This is a genomic window from Paraburkholderia guartelaensis, from assembly GCF_004353905.1.
GTDB classification, from domain to species: domain Bacteria; phylum Pseudomonadota; class Gammaproteobacteria; order Burkholderiales; family Burkholderiaceae; genus Paraburkholderia; species Paraburkholderia guartelaensis.
Genome location: NZ_SMOD01000039.1, coordinates 55,476 through 72,062, shown reverse-complemented (window position 1 = coordinate 72,062; position 16,587 = coordinate 55,476). Strand labels below are relative to the sequence as shown.

The window sequence follows — 16,587 nt, the reverse complement described above, 5'->3', positions numbered from 1 at the left end:
CGCGGTGCACTGGCGCGGATGTTTCATTCCCTGGCGAACGGTCGTGCGGTGCAGCCACCGCAGACGCTAACGCTTTTTCCCGAAAACGCTGGCGATTTCATTACCTATCTGGGGACCCTGGCGGATGAGCGGGTGTTCGGCGCGAAACTGTCCCCCTATGTGCCGACTAGCGCTGGTCCCATCGTCACGGCATGGACTGCACTGATGTCGATGGAAACCGGGCGTCCGCTCATGTGGTGCGACTCCGGCCTGCTGACGGCTGAACGGACCGCGGGCGCGACTGCACTGGCGGTTGAGCATCTGGCTCCTCGCGATGCACGCCGCCTTGCGCTGATCGGAACCGGGGCATTAGGATTGGCTCATCTGCGCCATCTCAAGGGGACGTGCGCATGGCAAACCATTCAGGTGTATTCGCCGGAACTCGCCACGGACGGCTGCAAGCGCGATCTGGTGAAATCGATCGACTCGCGGGTCGTCGTTATTGACAGTCTCGACGCATGCGTGCGCGATGCGGACGTCGTTTCGCTATGCACATCTTCCGGCAAGCCCGTGTTGACGGACGGCATGCTGACACGCCCGGCACTCGTAACTTCGATCAGCACAAACGTTGCGAAYGCCCACGAAATTCCGCCCGCATGGCTGCCGGGCATGGATGTCTATTGCGACTATCGCGCAACAACGCCTGCAAGTGCTGGCGAAATGAAGATTGCAGCGGCCGAATTCGACTGGAGCGCAAACGCCATTGTCGGAGACCTGCCTGAGCTGGTTGCCGGCYGCGCCCGTTTGCCATCGTATGAACGGAACGTTTTCTTCCGTTCGATCGGGCTCGGMCTGGAGGACATCGCCGTCGCAGCGGAGCTCTATCGGATCGTCGCCGGTACAGCTGGACATTAATTCACAAGTCGGGCAACCGGTGGCGCGGACGTTCGTCGTCGGGATTCGTTTGAGGAGGCAACACGTGACCTATCAACGCATCGAGATTCCTCTCCCATCACCTGCACCKGGCGTCGCACTCCATCTGACGGCGCATCGGTTCGGCGGAGCCGATAGCGGGCGCAGCCTGTATCTGCATGCGGGCATGCATGCCGACGAGCATCCCGGTCTGCTGGTTCTGCAACACCTGGTTGAGTTGCTGCACGCACTCGATAGCGCCGGCCGGATCCATGGCTGTATCACCGTCGTGCCGTACGCCAACCCGATCGGTCTGTCACAAAGACTATTCGGCCCGGTGGTTGGGCGATTCGACTTTGAGAATGGGGAAAATTTTAACCGCAACTTCCCGTTGCTGAATCAAGCAGTAGCGAATCGTATGCGCGAATCGTATGCGCGCAGCCTCAATCGATCCGGGTGGAAGCACTATTTCCGCAGTTTGCTGGGCGAGCGCGACGATCTGAGTCCCACTGCGGCGATGAAGCTTGGACTGGCAAGGCTGGCATTGGAACACGACATCGTTCTCGATCTGCATTGCGACACGGACGCAGTCGCTCATGTGTATGCGTCAGCGCTGCAACGTGAACGGGCTGTGAGATTGGCTCGCCAAATCGGAGCACCGGTTGTGCTGCTCGAGCCGTCCCAGAGCGCGGGAGGAGCATTCGATCAGACGCACTCGAGCGCGTGGGGGGCATTGCAGCAGGCTGGCGTATTCGGTGTGAACGAGAGCGGCTTCTCGGCGACGATCGAGTTGCGTGGCCAGACTGACGTCAACGATGAACTCGCGCTCCACGATGCGAGAAGTCTGCTGCATTTCGCCGAATCCGAAGACATCTTGTCCTTGCCAGAAGCGGTCGATGCGCAACGTTTGAATGCATGGCCCGACGTATTTCCACTCCAGGGGGCTGCCCACGTGCGGTGCGCGTGCGCTGGCGTGATCGTTTATCGACGCGCGCCCGGAGAGCATATCGTGGCTGGAGAGACGTTCGCAGAGATCGTCCGCCTCGATGGCGAAGGAATCAATTCGCGCATTCCGGTCGTTAGTCCGATTGACGGCGTGATGGTCGTGCGTCAATTGCAAAAGCTTGTGCGGCCTGGCCAACGTGCAGCTTTGATCGCAGGAGATTTGGCGCTCGAAGGGCGCGACCCCGGCAATTTATTGCTCGATTTTTAAGCGTTTTCTCACGCAGTTACAACCGGTCGCGGGTACCTAAGCGACGAGAACGACGTCAAACGCAAACGCAGTTCGAAGAGGTCAGCACCACCCTATAACCGCAGGAGCGGGTGTATCAAACCACGATTGCGTTTGCGTCCGAAGCTGTATCAACTTGAGATTGCGCTTGACATCGTTCCCAACAGCCGTCGGCGTGAAGCGCTGCGTCGACAGTTTGACAGGAACATGTACCAGTCGGTTAATACGCTCGGAATGGTCGCGGCGGAAGCTGCCGATTCCCATGGCGAAGCATGGCTGGAGGAGTTGCTGGTCTACCTTCGCGGAAACCGCGCTCACTTTCGCAACGCGGTGCATAGCATCACTTCGAAGATCGAAGTGCTCCCGGCCGACTCGCTCTACCTCGCGTGGGGATTGCCGCGGGCTGGGCATGGACGCGGATGTGTTGAACAAATTCATGCTGACCGAAGCCCGGCTTTGGTTCGATAAGGGCCAGAAGTTCGGCATCGAAGGGCATGGGTATATGCGCGCGAACCTCGGCTGCCCACGTTCTACCATCGACGAGGCTATCCGCCGCTTGACCAACGCATTGAGCGGGCTCTGAACCTTCAGCGGTAGAGGACGACCAGATACGTCACAGATCGACGAGTTGGTGTGGTCTCCTTTCTCAATATGATAAGTAATACGAATTGATAACCAGAAAAAGGGCGCATAGAAGCGCGATGGTCTGTGCCAGATGACGACACGCCTATCGGTTTACCCGCTTCAAAAAAAGAACATATACAGAACCCTTAACAAAATGAACCAGGGGCTGTTAACCCTCGATGAATGCTGTTAACCTTTTCATTGTTTCGACGACGAAAAGGACATGGCCAAGCCAATACTCGACGAATGAAATGAGCGCTTCCCACCCCATGCACGACAGAGGCGATAGAGATGTCAAACGGCATTAAGAGTGGACCCTCGCGGAGCGATGGCATCAAAGTGCCAAAAAGGGACGATCATGGAGGTCTTTCGAAGCAAACCGGAGAGGCCGAAATGAAGCTTACGCTCGTTGGGATCGACATTGCGAAGAATGTTTTCGTGCGACCTGCAAGTCGCTTGAGTATCTGTTTCAAAGGAGCAGGTATGGCCTAGCATCGCACCCGGTTGATGCTGGGGTTCAAGAGTTTTCGATGTGCACGCATCATACTCGGCGGCATCGAGTTCATGCACATGATCGTCAAAGGCCAGATGAAAGACGGCGGCATCGCGCTAACTGCCGCCCAGCAGTTCTACTCGTTGGCTGCATAAGTATTCCTCATCATCTCGGATTTGTTTGACTCGACTTCCTTATCGCGACAAAACCTAATCGAATCGACGTATTATGGACGCCCCGGGACTATGCATGCTTTCCCGTTGAGGGGGACGGAGCGCGCGGCGTGCGTTCCGATATAAATCGAACTATGGACCGTGCCGCGCGCGTATTTGGTTCTTGAGCAGTTCAGTTAGCGGATCGTTCTTGGCCGTGCATAATCACAAACCCTCGAGAAACTGCAGTACGCGGTCAGTGGGCCTGTATCGGTGTTGCCTGCTGTGAGGTAATTGAAGCGTACTGAGGGCTCTTTCCTTCATTGCTAGGTCCGCCTCGATGTACATGTGCGTGGTCGCTGGGTTCTCGTGACCGAGCCCCAGCGCAATGACCGTAAGGTCAACGCCAGCCTGAAGCAGGTGCATGGCAGTCGCGTGCCGAACCAGGTGCGGTGAGATGCGTCGGCCCTTGAGTCCCACGCAATGAGTTGCCGCAGCCTCGTAGGCGAGGTTAAGACGATCGGTTATTCCGGTTCGCGTCATCGGTCCGCCTGAGCGATTTGGAAAGAGCCACTGTCCGGGTGAAGCGTCAATCTGCCGAAGCCAGAGCGGATCTGGTTTGCAGTGCTGCGCCAGAGCGGGACCGCACGTTCTTTGCGGCCCTTGCCGTGAAGACGTACAGAAGGGCTTCGATCCAGCTCGACGTCGGCGACGCGTATGCCGATGAGTTCGGACACCCGAGCGCCGGTGTTATAGAGGGTCGCCAACATCACGCGATCGCGCCGGCCGCACCACGTGTTGGGGCTAGGATGCCGTGATCGAATTCTTCAACGCCGTAGTGGCCATCGCCGAGAAGAAGTGCCTGCTCTCGGGTGAGCATTTCAGCGTGGACGGAACGTTGATACAGGCGTGGGCGGGGCACAAGAGTTTTGTACACAAGAACGGCGACGATCGGGACGGCGACGGTGGCGGCGACGGTCTTGAAGCTCGACGTCCCGTCCGTGCAGATTGCGAGGGCATTCTCGTTTCCCCGGGCTGCTGCGGCCAATCCGATCGCCGCCCTGCCGGAGGTAATGGTCCAGCGCGCCGGCCTACGGGGTGAAACGCTATTTCCCCACTTTCCCATCACCCGGTGCCCCGGCGACGCATCTAGCGACCGCGCGCATCGCCGCCAGATAGCGCTGACTAGGCGGCTGCGATGCTCGGCGCAACGGAGACGGGAGACGGGACAGGACTCTGCATCTGTCGCAGGTTCAGGGGGGCGTTTTAATCGGGGAATCCGTGCCGGGCAGCCTCTCGAGTCCAGCGCCAGCCCGAGCCGATCACCTCGCTGTCGTAAAATGGACTTATCAAGTTGATCGTAGTGGCTATCGCCAGTAAATCCAAATCTGGCTACGATTTGCACACTCGTTTGACTAAAAGAGGAACCATGACCGCGGCGCAAAAGGAACACCGCCATCCGGAAGATGACGAATTGTTCGCTAATCGATTCACATGGCTGTCCGTTGCGGATGCGTCGAGAATTGCCAGTGAAGTCTATGGCATCAAAGGGCTGGCTAGTACGCTGACCAGTGAGCGAGACCAGAATTTCCGGATCGAAGATGCATCCGGGCACACCTATGTACTGAAAGTCACCAACCCTGCTGAGGATCCGCAGGTGACCGACTTTCATACGAAGGCGCAGCTGCATCTAATGGCGCGTGATCCCTTGCTGCCCATTCCGCATCTTCTGCCGACGCGAGAGGGGGAGGCAACCTATTGGCACAAGGATGATCAACATTGCCGACGCGCGGTGCGGTTGATCACCTTCCTGCCTGGCATTCCAATGCATCGAGCGGGCCGCTCGCCAAAACTGCGGGCATCGCTCGGCGCTGTGCTCGCGCGCTTCGATCTCGCATTGGAGGGGTTTGACCATCCGGCATCGCAGCACGATCTGCTCTGGGACTCGCAGCGCGCGAATCGCCTCGGGTCGCTGCTCACGATGATTGACTCCGTCGAGGAGCGAGCATTGGCCGAGAGGTTCATGCAACGGTTCGTTGAGCAGACAGAACCTGCACTCCTCGGCCTGCGTCGCCAGGTCATCCACAATGACATGAATGCGTACAACATCATGGTGGACTCCGAAGTCGGCGATCGAGTAACCGCAGTGCTCGATTTCGGGGATATGGTCAAGGCACCGCTGGTTAACGACATCGCTGTTGCTTGTGCGTACCAGCTTGATGACAGCGCAGAGCCGCTGTCTACAGCTAGCGAATGTGTCGCTGGATATCATGCGGTTAGCCCGCTCTCGCCTGAAGAGATTGTCTTGCTGCCCGAGCTTATCGCAGCGCGACTTCTTGTGACGGTGCTTATCACGGGCTGGCGCGCCAAACGCTATCCAGAGAATCGAAACTACATCCTTCGCAACAATCCCCTATCGTGGGACGGCCTCCGTCGTCTGGCTGCTGCTGACGACGACGAGATGAAGGATCTTCTTCTGAAAGCCTGTGACAGCGCTACAAAGGACATAGCATGAAGCAAGATAAAGCAATGTTGAATTCGTTTGATCCGTCGGCGACGAACGCATTGACAGCCGCAGAAAAGGGCCTGGTGAACCGACGTGCAGCCGCTCTTGGGACTGCATACCGCCTCTTCTATGAACAACCGCTGCACATCGTTCGTGGGGAAGGTGTATGGCTGTTTGACACTGCTGCCAATGCCTATCTCGACGCGTACAACAATGTCGCATCTGTCGGCCATTGCCATCCGAAGGTGGTCGAGGCAATCGCGAGTCAGGCCGCGGTACTGAACACGCACACACGCTACTTGCATGACGGCATCCTGACGTACGCAGAAAAGTTGCTCGCGACGTTCCCGGGAGCGCTCTCGAACGTCATGTTCACGTGCACAGGGAGCGAGGCAAACGATCTGGCGCTGCGAATCGCCCGTTTTCGAACGGGAGGCAGCGGGATCATCGTCACACAACTCGCCTATCACGGCGTGACTTCTGCAGTTGCCGCAGTCTCTTCGTCGTTGGGCGAATCGGTGCCGCTTGGGACGGATGTGCGCACGGTTCCTGCTCCTGACACATATCTTGGTGATCCCGCTACCGTTGGAGAGCGCTTTGCGCAGGGAGTGAAAGCTGCAATCGCCGATCTGAAACGCCACGGGATTAAGCCGGCAGCGTTGCTGGTCGATACGATCTTCTCAAGCGACGGTGTGTTCGCTGATCCTGCAGGGTTCCTGGGGCCGGCTGTTGAAGCAATCCGTGCTGAAGGCGGACTTTTCATTGCCGACGAGGTGCAAGCGGGCTTTGCTCGAACAGGGTCAAAGATGTGGGGATTCCAGCGCCACGGGATCGTTCCGGACATCGTTACGATGGGCAAGCCCATGGGCAATGGACATCCGATTGCGGGGCTGGTGGTCAGGCCCGAGGTAGTGAGCGAGTTCGGTGCGAGTGGTCGCTATTTCAACACTTTTGGTGGAAATCCCGTCTCTTGTGCTGCAGCCATGGCGACACTGCGCGTGATCCAGGAAGAGGGGCTTCAAGAAAACTCACGGGCAGTCGGGGCTTATATCCGCGAAGGCATACGGGAACTGGCCGTGCGTCACGAGTTGATTGGCGATGTTCGCGGGGATGGCCTCTTCATCGGCGTGGAACTTGTGTCTGACCAGGCATCGAAGACTGCGGCGAAGAAGGAGACTAACGAAGTCGTGAATGAGATGCGTCGACGTCGTGTGCTGATCAGTGCGACCGGTACACGGGGCAATGTGCTGAAAATTCGCCCGCTTTTGCCGTTTAGTCGGGAAAACGCCGATCAGCTTGTCGAGACGCTTGATGCAGCACTGACAGCGGTGTCGCAACGTCGGACGAAACAATAAACCAATAATTCAAAGAACTTTCCCGGCCGTAACAACGCGGTCGGAATGGCGCCAATTGCATACGCAATCCTAATTTGATTGTGGGCGGGGTTGGTGAAAAATGGAGACAATGATGGATGCGAAAAGCCAGTATCAACCTGTGCGAGCAGCCTTGGCAGCATTTTTGGGCACGATGATCGAGTGGTACGACTTCTACTGTTACGGTACGGCGGCCGCACTTGTATTCGGTAGCCTCTTCTTCTCGGTGTCCAGCCCGTTTCTGGGGACACTCGCATCGCTTGGGACATTTGCTGTCGGCTTTCTTGCGCGCCCGATCGGCGCAGTGGTGTTTGGGCATCTCGGCGATAGTCTTGGACGGAAGAAGAGTCTCATCATCACGCTCACCGTGATGGGTGTCGCTACGACCATGATTGGTGCGCTGCCGACGCACGCACAGATCGGCCCCTGGGCTGCCGTGCTTCTCGTCATTCTGCGACTTGTCCAGGGTATTGCCGTGGGCGGAGAGTGGGGAGGCGCAGTCTTGATTGCTGCGGAACATGCGCCGGCGAAATGGCGCACATTTCTCGCTGCGGCGCCGCAGTACGGAAGCCCGATTGGCTTGATCCTCGCAACTGTTGTGTTCCGAATGGTCAGCAATCTGCCGTCGGCCTCGTTCCAGGCCTGGGGGTGGCGTGTCCCGTTCTTGCTCAGCGGTTTGCTTGTGTTCGTTGCCTTCCTGATTAGACAGGGAGTCAATGAAAGTCCTGAGGTGGAAAAGCGACTGAAGGAAACAGACTCGCACGAGGCGGTTCCGGTCATCGAGATTCTCAGGAAACGCAAGCGTTCGCTACTTCTCGGGGTCGGTGTCTGTCTGCTTGGGATCTCTGGATTCTATTTCGTGACAACGTTGATGATTTCTTACACCACGGTGTATCTGGGCGTCGACAAATCGGCGATTCTAGACGTGGTCACCTGGTCTGGCGTTGTGGAACTGATCTTCTATCCCATTGGTTGCCTGATTGCGCATAGGATCGGCGAACGTCGGCTGATGCTTGGGGTTACGTTGGGCACACTCGTTTGGTGTGCACCGATGATGTACCTTATTTCAACCGGTTCCATTGCGAATATCTCGATCGCGATTCTGGTTGCCACCGCGTTGATCGCAGCTTACTACGCAGTGCTGGCGCCGTTTCTTCCAAAGGCTTTTCCTGTGAGCATGCGCTACACGGGCATATCACTGAGCTTTCAGCTTTGCGGTGCAATCTTCGGCGGTACGACGCCCCTGATCGGACTGTGGGTGGCTCAGCGATTTTCCGGCCAGTGGGGTCCGCTCGCGGCCATGTTCGCTGTCATATCGCTGGGGACGTTTCTTTGCGCCGCGTTCATCCCGGATGCGGAACAAGAAGTCGAACAAACAGAAAGCCGTGAACAGAACTCGATGGGTACGGTTTAGATCGTGTGATGTGACGTACTGCGCCGCGCGCGCAGAAAATTTACTGAGTACAAGAGAAATACGATGAATTTTACGAAACAGCGTCTCGAAGAACTTCGCGCACGCTTCGGTGGCGAAAACGAGACCCGGTTCTATGACGATCATTTCCGATCCGTTGCGGCCAATGTGATCGATGAGCGCGGTACCCGCGACGCGCCTTTCGCTGGAGTTTCCACGCTACTGGACGCAAGCCTGCGCCAGATCGACTGGGCTGCACCGGACTTCGGTGATCTTCAGGCTGTCTTGATCGGAGTTCCTATGGATCTCGGTGTAAGCAATCGAAATGGTGCGCGATTCGGCCCCCGGGCATTGCGTACGATCGAGCGTGTCGGTCCGTACAATCATGTGCTGAAGTGCTCACCGACGCGCGATATAAAGGTTGCGGATATCGGCGATGTACCGTTTCGCAGTCGCTTCCATCTCGCCGATTGTCATAGCGACATCGAGTCCACTTATCAGGCTATCAAGAGTGCCGGTGTTATCCCGCTGTCGGTCGGCGGTGATCATTCGATTACGCTGCCGATTCTGCGCGTTCTCGGGAAGGACCAGCCCGTTGCCCTCATTCACATTGATGCTCACTGCGACACCGGTGGCCCGTTCGATGGTTGTCGCTTTCACCACGGTGGACCGTTTCGCCACGCCGTGCTTGAGGGACTTGTGGACCCGACGCGGACAATTCAGATTGGCATACGCGGTTCCGCGGAATATCACTGGGAGTTCTCGTACGAGTCGGGAATGACGGTCGTTCATGCGGAAGACGTCCAGCGCGACGGCATCGAATCGGTAATCGAGCGCGCGCGAGAGATTGTTGGTGATGTGCCGGTCTACCTGTCGTTCGATATCGATGGGCTCGATCCCGCATTCGCTCCGGGAACTGGAACTCCCGAAGTAGGTGGGCTGACCGTTCGCGAAGTGCAGGCATTACTTCGCGGACTTGCGGGTATTAACATCATTGGCGGTGACGTCGTGGAAGTTGCTCCGCAATATGATGCGACCACGAATACGGCCCATGCGGGAGCGCAGGTACTGTTTGAGATTCTCAGTCTCCTCTGTGTTCGACTGAACAAGTAACGCGACTGTTCGAAACGCGCCGCCAGGCGAGAACCGCACCCTGGCGGCAAGTGATCTTAGGGAAAATTCAGAAGTGGCCATATCACCAGCGCTTTTGGCTGCTTACGATTATGCGAATTCCTACGGTGAAGGATTCGAATGAAAACGCAATCGGAAGTCAACGGAGAGCGGCTTTGGCAACGGCTGATGACGCTGGGCAAAATTGGTGAGACGGAGCGGGGAGGTTCGAGACGGCTCGCCTTGACTGGTCTCGATAAGCAGGGGCGCGAACTGGTCTGCAGCTGGATGCGTGACGCCGGGCTTGAGCTGACGACTGACAGAATTGGAAATATCTTTGGCCGGCGCCCCGGGGTCGATAACAGCCTGCCGCCGATCGTCACCGGAAGCCACATCGACACCCAGCCATCGGGGGGTAAGTTCGACGGTTGCTATGGTGTCATGGCTGGCCTTGAGGTGATGCAGACGCTACAGGACCAGCAGATTCAGACACGCACGCCCCTGGAGCTTGTTATCTGGACGAATGAAGAAGGCGCGCGTTTCGTACCGACCATGATGGGGTCAGGCGTCTTCTGTGGCGATATCCCGCTCGAGCACGCATATGCGTCGCAAGATGCTCTAGGCATTTCGGTCAAGGATGAACTGGACAGGCTGGGCTACGTTGGTGCAGAACAGATTGGCGAGCATCGTGTTGGCGCTTATCTGGAGGCTCACATCGAGCAAGGCCCTGTACTTGAGAGCGAGCAGAAAGTGATCGGCATAGTGACCGGTGTTCTCGGTATCCGGCTGATCAACGTCACGGTAACCGGCAGGGAGGCTCATGCGGGTCCTACGCCGATGGGCATCAGGCATGACGCACTGTACGCGGCTGCGCCCGCCTTCACTCAGATTGTGGATATTGGCAGGGGCTATGGCGAGCATGCTCGCGCGACTATTGGCGAAATCGACGTTTCGCCGGGCTCCCGCAATACGATCCCAGGGCTTGTGCGGTTTAGCGTGGATTTGCGCCACCTGGTACCGGAAGTCCTGCAAGAAATGGTTCAAAAGGCGCGCGAGATCTGCGCGCGACCTCAGAGTGATTCAGGATTAACGTTTCATTTTGAAGAACTACAATATGTTGTTCCGACGAAGTTTGACAGCGAGATGATCGGGGCAGTCAGGGACGCTGTTCTGGCGACACCGTACACCCACATGGAGATCGTTTCTGGCGCCGGACATGACGCCTGTTATCTGGCGAAAGTGGCGCCGACGTCGATGATCTTCGTGCCATGCAAGGACGGGATCAGTCATAACGAAATCGAGTCCGCACAGCCAGAGCATCTCCAGGCCGGGGCGAACGTGCTCCTGGGTGCGATGATGGCACTTGCAAATCACTGACGATACGACACGTATGAGCGATCACGAGATCGAGATTAGGCATCTAGAGGGCGCTATTTCACGCGCGGTCGAGGCGGGCTTCGATCGGCAAATTTCGACGTTGGCGGAACTGGTGAAGATTCCGTCTCAGCGCGGAGAGGAGACTGCCGCGCAGGCATACATGGCGTCGATGTATAGGGAGCGCGGGTTCGACGTCGATGAATGGCTCATAGACCTTGATCAAAATCGCCACCTTCCCGGTTTTTCACCCGTTGCGGTTTCTTATGACAACTGCCGCAATGTTGTTGGCACGCACCGGGCGCGCAACAGGAGTGGTCGCTCGCTGATTCTCAACGGACATATCGACGTCGTGCCGGTGGGCCCGAGAGCGCAATGGACGACTGATCCTTACGGCGCCGAAGTCATAGATGGCTGGATGTATGGACGAGGGGCTGGCGATATGAAGTCAGGCCTGCTGGCGTGCGTGGCCGCGATCGATGCGCTGGCTAGCGTCGGCCTCCAGCCGGCAGGTGATGTTTTCTTGCAGTCCGTCGTTGAAGAGGAATGCACAGGTAATGGAGCGCTTGCTTGTCTCGCACGGGGATACAAGGCCCATGCTGCATTCATTCCTGAGCCGCTTTTGCCAAAGCTCATGCGCGCTCAGGTCGGGCCAATGTGGTTTCAAGTGCATGTGGCAGGCGATCCTCAGCACGCGTCTGCGGCGTTTTCGGGGGCTGGCGCGAACGCAATTGAGAAGGCCATCTATCTGATTGGAAGGCTGCAGGAACTCGAGCGGCGTTGGAACGCACGTAAGGTCGAGCACCGACACTTCTGTGACCACCCACACCCGATTCGCTTCAATCTAGGTAAGATCGCAGGCGGAGACTGGCCGTCCAGTGTTCCGGCATGGTGTACGTTCGACATGCGTGTTGCTGTCTATCCGGGACAAAGTCTCGCCGCAGCCAGGGTAGAAATCGAAAGCTTCATCGCAGAGGCTTCTCACGACGATCCATTCCTGCGGCACCACGCGCCGAGAGTTGAGTATCACGGGTTCATGGCCGAGGGTTACGTCCTTACCAATTCTGAGGACGTCGAGGCGTCGTTGGGCCGTGCACACAGTGCGGTCTTTGGCGAACCTCTTACCGAGTACGCCACCTCTGCGGCGACGGATGCGCGGTTCTTTGGCTTGTATGCCGACACACCGGCGATCGTATACGGTCCGGAGTGCAAAATGCCACATGGCTATGACGAAGCGGTTAATCTCGAGTCGCTGAAGCAGGTAACCAAGACACTCGCGTTGTTTGTGGCCGACTGGTGCGGCGTCGAGCAAAGATAGCTGATTTGCGGCATGCAGGTGCTTGGAGTCGCTCGTCTCTGCGCCTGTTGACGACGCTGTTAGCGACGCCTTTTTGTCGCTGCAAGCTCTATTGCTTGTGCCAAACGCTTGACGCCTGGACGAATCGCTTCGATGCGTACACCGCCGAAGCCGAGAACGAGAGAAGACAATTCGCCTGGCGACTCCGGGTGGGTGATGAAGTGCGGCATACGCAAGACAAGATCGCGCTCGCGCCCCACCTGCAACAGCGTTTCCATATTCACAGGGCGCGATATTCTTGCGAACAGGTGCAAACCTGCCTTCGCTTCCGAGAGCGTAACGGCACCATCGAGTTCGGCACCTATTGCGTCGCGCAATTCCTGTTGGCGAGCGGCGTACTCGGTTCTCATTCGCCGTATGTTCTGCGAAAAATGGCCTTCGGAAATGAGGTCAGCCAGAGCCGCCTGCACATGCAATTGACCCGGTCGATAGATCTGTGCACATGCTGCGGAAAACCGCGCGGCGAGCGATTTCGGGACAACAATGTAACTCATCCGCATTCCCGGGAACGTTGCTTTGCTGAATGTACCCATGTAGATGACGTGGCCGTCAGAGTCGAGGCCCTGCAACGACGCGATCGGAGCAGAGTCGTATCGGAATTCACTGTCATAGTCGTCTTCCAGAATCCAGACCCCGTGCTTGCGAGCGAGTTCAAGGAGTTCGAGGCGGCGATGCAGCGGCATCACAATCCCGGTTGGATATTGATGGGAAGGGCTGACTGCAACTAGCCGCGTCTTGCGATTGATCGTACTTCCAGCCAGGTCTGCCCCATTTTCGTCCATCGTGAGGGCGTCGATGTGAAGTCCGGCCGCCTCGAGCACTGCCGGAAAAGCCCAATGACACGGGCTTTCGACGAGCGCGCACTCATCGACGTCGGCTAGCATGCGTGCGCAAAGATCGATCGACTGATGGGTTCCCGAAGTCACGATGACTTGCTCAGGGTCACATACAACGGCGCGCGATATTGCGAGGTAACTCGTAATTGCTTGCCGCAACGGCAAGTAGCCAGCCCCATCTGCGGCGTACCCAGAGAGCGCGAGGTCAACCTTGGATATGTTCCGTGCTAAAAGCCGCTTCCAGATATGGAAGGGAAACATCGAAGCATCTGCGACACCGGGAACGAACGCTCCCCAATGCTGGGGGATACCGCCACTTCCGGAGGAGATCTGCTCACCGCGCTTGGCCAGAGGGCGCCACAGAGCGGTGACAGAACCTTTTTCTGGGGCCGATCTGGGTAACGCGCCGGTGTTTGCGACGAATGTTCCACTACCTGTAGTCGCGGAAAGATACGACTCTGCAATGAGACGATCATAGGCGAGCGACACTGTGATCCGGGATATGCCGAGGTCACTCGAAAGCTGACGGGAAGACGGAAGTTTTTGTCCGTGTGCCAGTGTGTGATCCAGCACCGCCCGACGCACAACCTCGTAAATCTGGCGTTGCAACGACTGATCGGACTCCCGTGAAAGCGCGCTCGATAGCAGATCCGAAAGGAGGATTTCACGCATCGAAAAGTGGCCTTAACGACGTTATTTTGGTGGACATATAGGTTATAGCCGGCGCCTGATATCGTCAATCGATCTAACGATTCAAGCGCTGCGTCCTGCGTCGCACGGATGCCAGCAATCTCGAGGTCCCGCCGGAGCCCACAAGATGAACAATCCTGCACCTGTCGAGCGTCAACCGCTTCGCGCGGCTCTAGCCGCGTTCCTTGGCACCATGATCGAGTGGTATGATTTTTACTGCTACGGTACGGCGGCGGCGCTGGTGTTTGGAGATGTGTTCTTTGCCGTACACAATACGCTTACGGCGACGCTCGCATCGCTTGCTACGTTTGCTGTCGGATTTGTGGCTCGACCGATCGGTGCACTTTTGTTCGGTCACCTTGGTGACCGCGTAGGCCGCAAGCAAACGCTGGTCATAACCTTGCTGCTCATGGGCATTGCGACTACCGCGATCGGTTTGATCCCAGGTTATCAGTCCATTGGTATTTCGTAAGCGGTGATTTCAGCACACCGAATAAAGAATCGTTTGCGACAGACGGGCAAGCGCAGCCGTACCGCGATGGTCGGGGTCAACCGGCGATATTCGCGTCGAGGTGATGAGCCTGCGCGTGGGCCAGCACGCCGACGCGCATTCAGTTCGTCAGCCGGTCTCTTCCTTTTCCTTTTGTTGCCGGGCGTAATTGAACGGCAGAAGGTCGGTTACATCTGCGTCCGGCGCACGCTGCGGCAACTCGGTGAGTATGTGTAGCAGGTAGTCGTATGGCTCGACGCCGCAGGCTCTGCACGTCAACATCAGGCTGTACACCGTGGCGCTCGCTTTTGCGCCATCAACTGTGTCGCTAAACCCCCGATGGGCGGGCAAATTCCCCCACCTGTGGGCACCTAAAATCCCCCACCTAGAGACACGCGGAGCATGACGCTGGCGCGGTCTGGCAGGACGTTACCTTACACCCCTCGAATGAAGAAAAAGAGGGGTTGTTGGAGTGAATGTCTTGAAGCCGCATCTGCAAACAACCATCGCCACGCTCRTCGCMGCGGGCAAACGTCAGCGGGAGATYGCSCGGATTACGGGMGTYGACCGKAAGACGATCCGYAAGTACCAGGAGCAATTCGCGGCGGCGCAGGCAAATTCCCCCACGGTGCCCACCGGCKCCGRGCTGCAAATTYCCCCACCCTGCCCACCGGCAAAGRGCARCCAGGTATCGGCCTGCGAGCCGCACCGGGAGTTCATAGAGGCCCAGTTGCGATTGCGGCGCAACGCCATGGCCATCTACCAGGATCTGGTGGACCGGTTTGGCTTYGCYGCCGGATACGACAGCGTCAAGCGGTTCGTGCGGACATTGCGCCAGCATGARCCGGCSCAGTTTGACCGGCTGGAYTTCCWGCCTGGCGARGAAGCSCAGGTTGAYTATGGCGARGGGGCCCTGACCAGGGTRCCGGGCACWAACCGYTACCGCAAGCCGCGGTTGTTCGTCATGACGCTTCGGTACTCGCGACGCAGCTTCCGCCGCGTTGTGTGGAAGTCCAGCAAACAGGTCTGGGCCGAGTTGCACGAGCAGGCCTGGCGCCAGCTGGGTGGTGTAACGCAATACGTCGTCCTCGACAATCTGAAGGAAGGCGTGATCAAACCGGACCTGTACGAGCCGGAGCTCAATCCGGTGTATGCAGCCATGCTCGCTCACTACGGCGTGGTGGCGGACCCAGCCCGCGTACGAGATCCGAATCGCAAGGGCACCGTCGAGAACGCTATCCAGCATACCCAAGGCACGGCCCTGAAGGGGCGCCGGTTCGAGTCGATCGAGGAGCAAAACGCCTTCCTTGATCAATGGGAATCGAACTGGCGGCCAGAAGGATCCACGGCAGTACCCGTCGCCAGGTTCAGGCGATGTTCGAGGAAGAGCGCCCCCATCTGCGTGCCTTGCCGGCGCGCAACTTCGAATACTTCACCGACAAGGTCTACACGGTCTGCGACGACACGTGCGTACGGGTCGACCACAGCAGTTACGCTGCCCAACCGGCTCCCATTGGCAGCAAGGTGCTGGTGCGTAAATTTGCCCGTCACCTGGAAATCCGCAACCTCCAGACACAGACATTGCTGCGCACCCACATTCTGGCCGACAGGCCGGGAACAGTGATCCTGCCGCACGACGAGCGACCGTTCAATCCCTCCCGGGAAACGCGCCGCATCCTCGCGCAGGCCAGGACGATCGGGCCATCGGCCGAACGCCTGTGCCAGCATCTGTTCGACACCGAAGGGCGAGTCGGTCAGCGCAAGCTCTGGGGCATCGTCGGCCTGGTCCGGCGCTATCCCCGCCGCCTGATCGAATCGGCCTGCGAGATCGCAATGAGAGAAGGCGTGCCCAGCTACAAACAGGTCAAGGCGCTGACCGAGCGTCTGCTGGAGCAGGCGCTGGCCGAACTGGACGCGCCCGTCCAGGGCGAACTGCCCTTGACTCAGGAACATCACCTCATCCGGGACGGCGACGACTACGCCGACCTGTTCACCCTCGGCGCCAAGCATAGCGCCGCCATGCCATCACCCAACGGAGATCTCTCTTGA

At 58.0% G+C, this 16,587-nt stretch carries 12 protein-coding genes and 5 pseudogenes; 13 read left to right on the top strand and 4 right to left on the bottom strand.

Annotated elements, in window-relative coordinates:
• The 4 genes and pseudogenes from E1N52_RS34325 to E1N52_RS34310 form a co-directional block, all read left to right on the top strand.
• On the top strand, positions 1-894 hold an 894-nt coding region (locus E1N52_RS34325; protein ID WP_133188226.1), incomplete at its 5' end, for an ornithine cyclodeaminase family protein.
• Positions 895-958: 64 nt separating this feature from the next.
• Positions 959-2,104 (top strand): succinylglutamate desuccinylase/aspartoacylase family protein, encoded by a 1,146-nt coding sequence (locus E1N52_RS34320; protein ID WP_165979504.1) that lies wholly within the window; start codon positions 959-961, stop codon positions 2,102-2,104.
• Between the two features lie 454 nt (positions 2,105-2,558).
• Positions 2,559-2,705, top strand: a complete 147-nt coding sequence (locus tag E1N52_RS45020; RefSeq protein WP_246089329.1) for a hypothetical protein — start codon at positions 2,559-2,561, stop codon at positions 2,703-2,705.
• A 536-nt stretch (positions 2,706-3,241) separates the two neighbouring features.
• Positions 3,242-3,394: pseudogene (locus tag E1N52_RS34310) on the top strand (IS6 family transposase); the annotation flags it as partial.
• A 222-nt stretch (positions 3,395-3,616) separates the two neighbouring features.
• Here E1N52_RS34310 and E1N52_RS45380 read toward each other — a convergent pair.
• Complete coding sequence (locus E1N52_RS45380; RefSeq protein WP_281282797.1) at positions 3,617-3,934, bottom strand: tyrosine-type recombinase/integrase; 318 nt, start codon at positions 3,932-3,934, stop codon at positions 3,617-3,619.
• Positions 3,931-4,161, bottom strand: a complete 231-nt coding sequence (locus tag E1N52_RS45375) for a tyrosine-type recombinase/integrase (RefSeq protein ID WP_281282796.1) — start codon at positions 4,159-4,161, stop codon at positions 3,931-3,933. Before E1N52_RS45375 ends, E1N52_RS45380 begins: the two co-directional genes overlap by 4 nt.
• 38 nt (positions 4,162-4,199) lie before the next feature.
• On the opposite strand from E1N52_RS45375, the pseudogene E1N52_RS34300 reads away from it, so the two are divergent.
• From E1N52_RS34300 to E1N52_RS34270, 7 genes and pseudogenes are all read left to right on the top strand, one after another.
• Positions 4,200-4,364, top strand: a pseudogene (locus E1N52_RS34300) (IS5/IS1182 family transposase); the annotation flags it as partial.
• Between the two features lie 456 nt (positions 4,365-4,820).
• Positions 4,821-5,906, top strand: a complete 1,086-nt coding sequence (locus E1N52_RS34295) for a phosphotransferase (RefSeq protein ID WP_133188222.1) — start codon at positions 4,821-4,823, stop codon at positions 5,904-5,906.
• Positions 5,903-7,252 carry an aspartate aminotransferase family protein gene (locus tag E1N52_RS34290; RefSeq protein WP_133188220.1) on the top strand — a complete coding sequence of 450 codons (1,350 nt, stop codon included), beginning with the start codon at positions 5,903-5,905 and terminating at the stop codon, positions 7,250-7,252. Before E1N52_RS34295 ends, E1N52_RS34290 begins: the two co-directional genes overlap by 4 nt.
• 112 nt (positions 7,253-7,364) lie before the next feature.
• The gene (locus E1N52_RS34285) at positions 7,365-8,684 is read left to right on the top strand and encodes an MFS transporter (protein ID WP_425468182.1); all 1,320 of its coding nucleotides are present in this window, start codon (positions 7,365-7,367) and stop codon (positions 8,682-8,684) included.
• 63 nt (positions 8,685-8,747) lie between these two features.
• Positions 8,748-9,794: an agmatinase gene (gene speB, locus E1N52_RS34280; RefSeq protein WP_133188216.1), complete on the top strand. Its 1,047-nt coding sequence runs from the start codon at positions 8,748-8,750 to the stop codon at positions 9,792-9,794.
• A 138-nt stretch (positions 9,795-9,932) separates the two neighbouring features.
• The gene (locus E1N52_RS34275) at positions 9,933-11,168 is read left to right on the top strand and encodes a Zn-dependent hydrolase (protein WP_133188214.1); all 1,236 of its coding nucleotides are present in this window, start codon (positions 9,933-9,935) and stop codon (positions 11,166-11,168) included.
• A 13-nt stretch (positions 11,169-11,181) separates the two neighbouring features.
• Positions 11,182-12,483: an ArgE/DapE family deacylase gene (locus E1N52_RS34270; RefSeq protein WP_133188212.1), complete on the top strand. Its 1,302-nt coding sequence runs from the start codon at positions 11,182-11,184 to the stop codon at positions 12,481-12,483.
• A gap of 59 nt (positions 12,484-12,542) precedes the next feature.
• Here E1N52_RS34270 and pdxR read toward each other — a convergent pair whose 3' ends face one another.
• Positions 12,543-14,030, bottom strand: a complete 1,488-nt coding sequence (pdxR, locus tag E1N52_RS34265; RefSeq protein WP_133188210.1) for a MocR-like pyridoxine biosynthesis transcription factor PdxR — start codon at positions 14,028-14,030, stop codon at positions 12,543-12,545.
• 145 nt (positions 14,031-14,175) lie between these two features.
• Here pdxR and E1N52_RS34260 point away from each other — a divergent pair.
• A pseudogene (locus E1N52_RS34260) lies at positions 14,176-14,514 on the top strand (MFS transporter); the annotation flags it as partial.
• A 153-nt stretch (positions 14,515-14,667) separates the two neighbouring features.
• Here the strand turns inward: E1N52_RS34260 and E1N52_RS34255 are convergent.
• Positions 14,668-14,871 (bottom strand): annotated as a pseudogene (locus E1N52_RS34255) (transposase domain-containing protein); the annotation flags it as partial.
• Between the two features lie 139 nt (positions 14,872-15,010).
• Here E1N52_RS34255 and istA point away from each other — a divergent pair.
• Positions 15,011-16,587: pseudogene (istA, locus tag E1N52_RS34250) on the top strand (IS21 family transposase).

Bases quoted from the DNA above. Each gene is read 5' to 3' on its own strand.
- speB (WP_133188216.1), top strand. From the start codon at position 8,748: ATGAATTTTACGAAACAGCGTCTCGAAGAACTTCGCGCACGCTTCGGT.
- E1N52_RS34285 (WP_425468182.1), top strand. From the start codon at position 7,365: ATGGATGCGAAAAGCCAGTATCAACCTGTGCGAGCAGCCTTGGCAGCA.
- E1N52_RS34295 (WP_133188222.1), top strand. From the start codon at position 4,821: ATGACCGCGGCGCAAAAGGAACACCGCCATCCGGAAGATGACGAATTG.
- E1N52_RS45375 (WP_281282796.1), bottom strand. From the start codon at position 4,161: ATGTTGGCGACCCTCTATAACACCGGCGCTCGGGTGTCCGAACTCATC.
- pdxR (WP_133188210.1), bottom strand. From the start codon at position 14,030: ATGCGTGAAATCCTCCTTTCGGATCTGCTATCGAGCGCGCTTTCACGG.
- E1N52_RS34290 (WP_133188220.1), top strand. From the start codon at position 5,903: ATGAAGCAAGATAAAGCAATGTTGAATTCGTTTGATCCGTCGGCGACG.
- E1N52_RS34275 (WP_133188214.1), top strand. From the start codon at position 9,933: ATGAAAACGCAATCGGAAGTCAACGGAGAGCGGCTTTGGCAACGGCTG.
- E1N52_RS45380 (WP_281282797.1), bottom strand. From the start codon at position 3,934: ATGACGCGAACCGGAATAACCGATCGTCTTAACCTCGCCTACGAGGCT.
- E1N52_RS45020 (WP_246089329.1), top strand. From the start codon at position 2,559: ATGCTGACCGAAGCCCGGCTTTGGTTCGATAAGGGCCAGAAGTTCGGC.
- E1N52_RS34270 (WP_133188212.1), top strand. From the start codon at position 11,182: ATGAGCGATCACGAGATCGAGATTAGGCATCTAGAGGGCGCTATTTCA.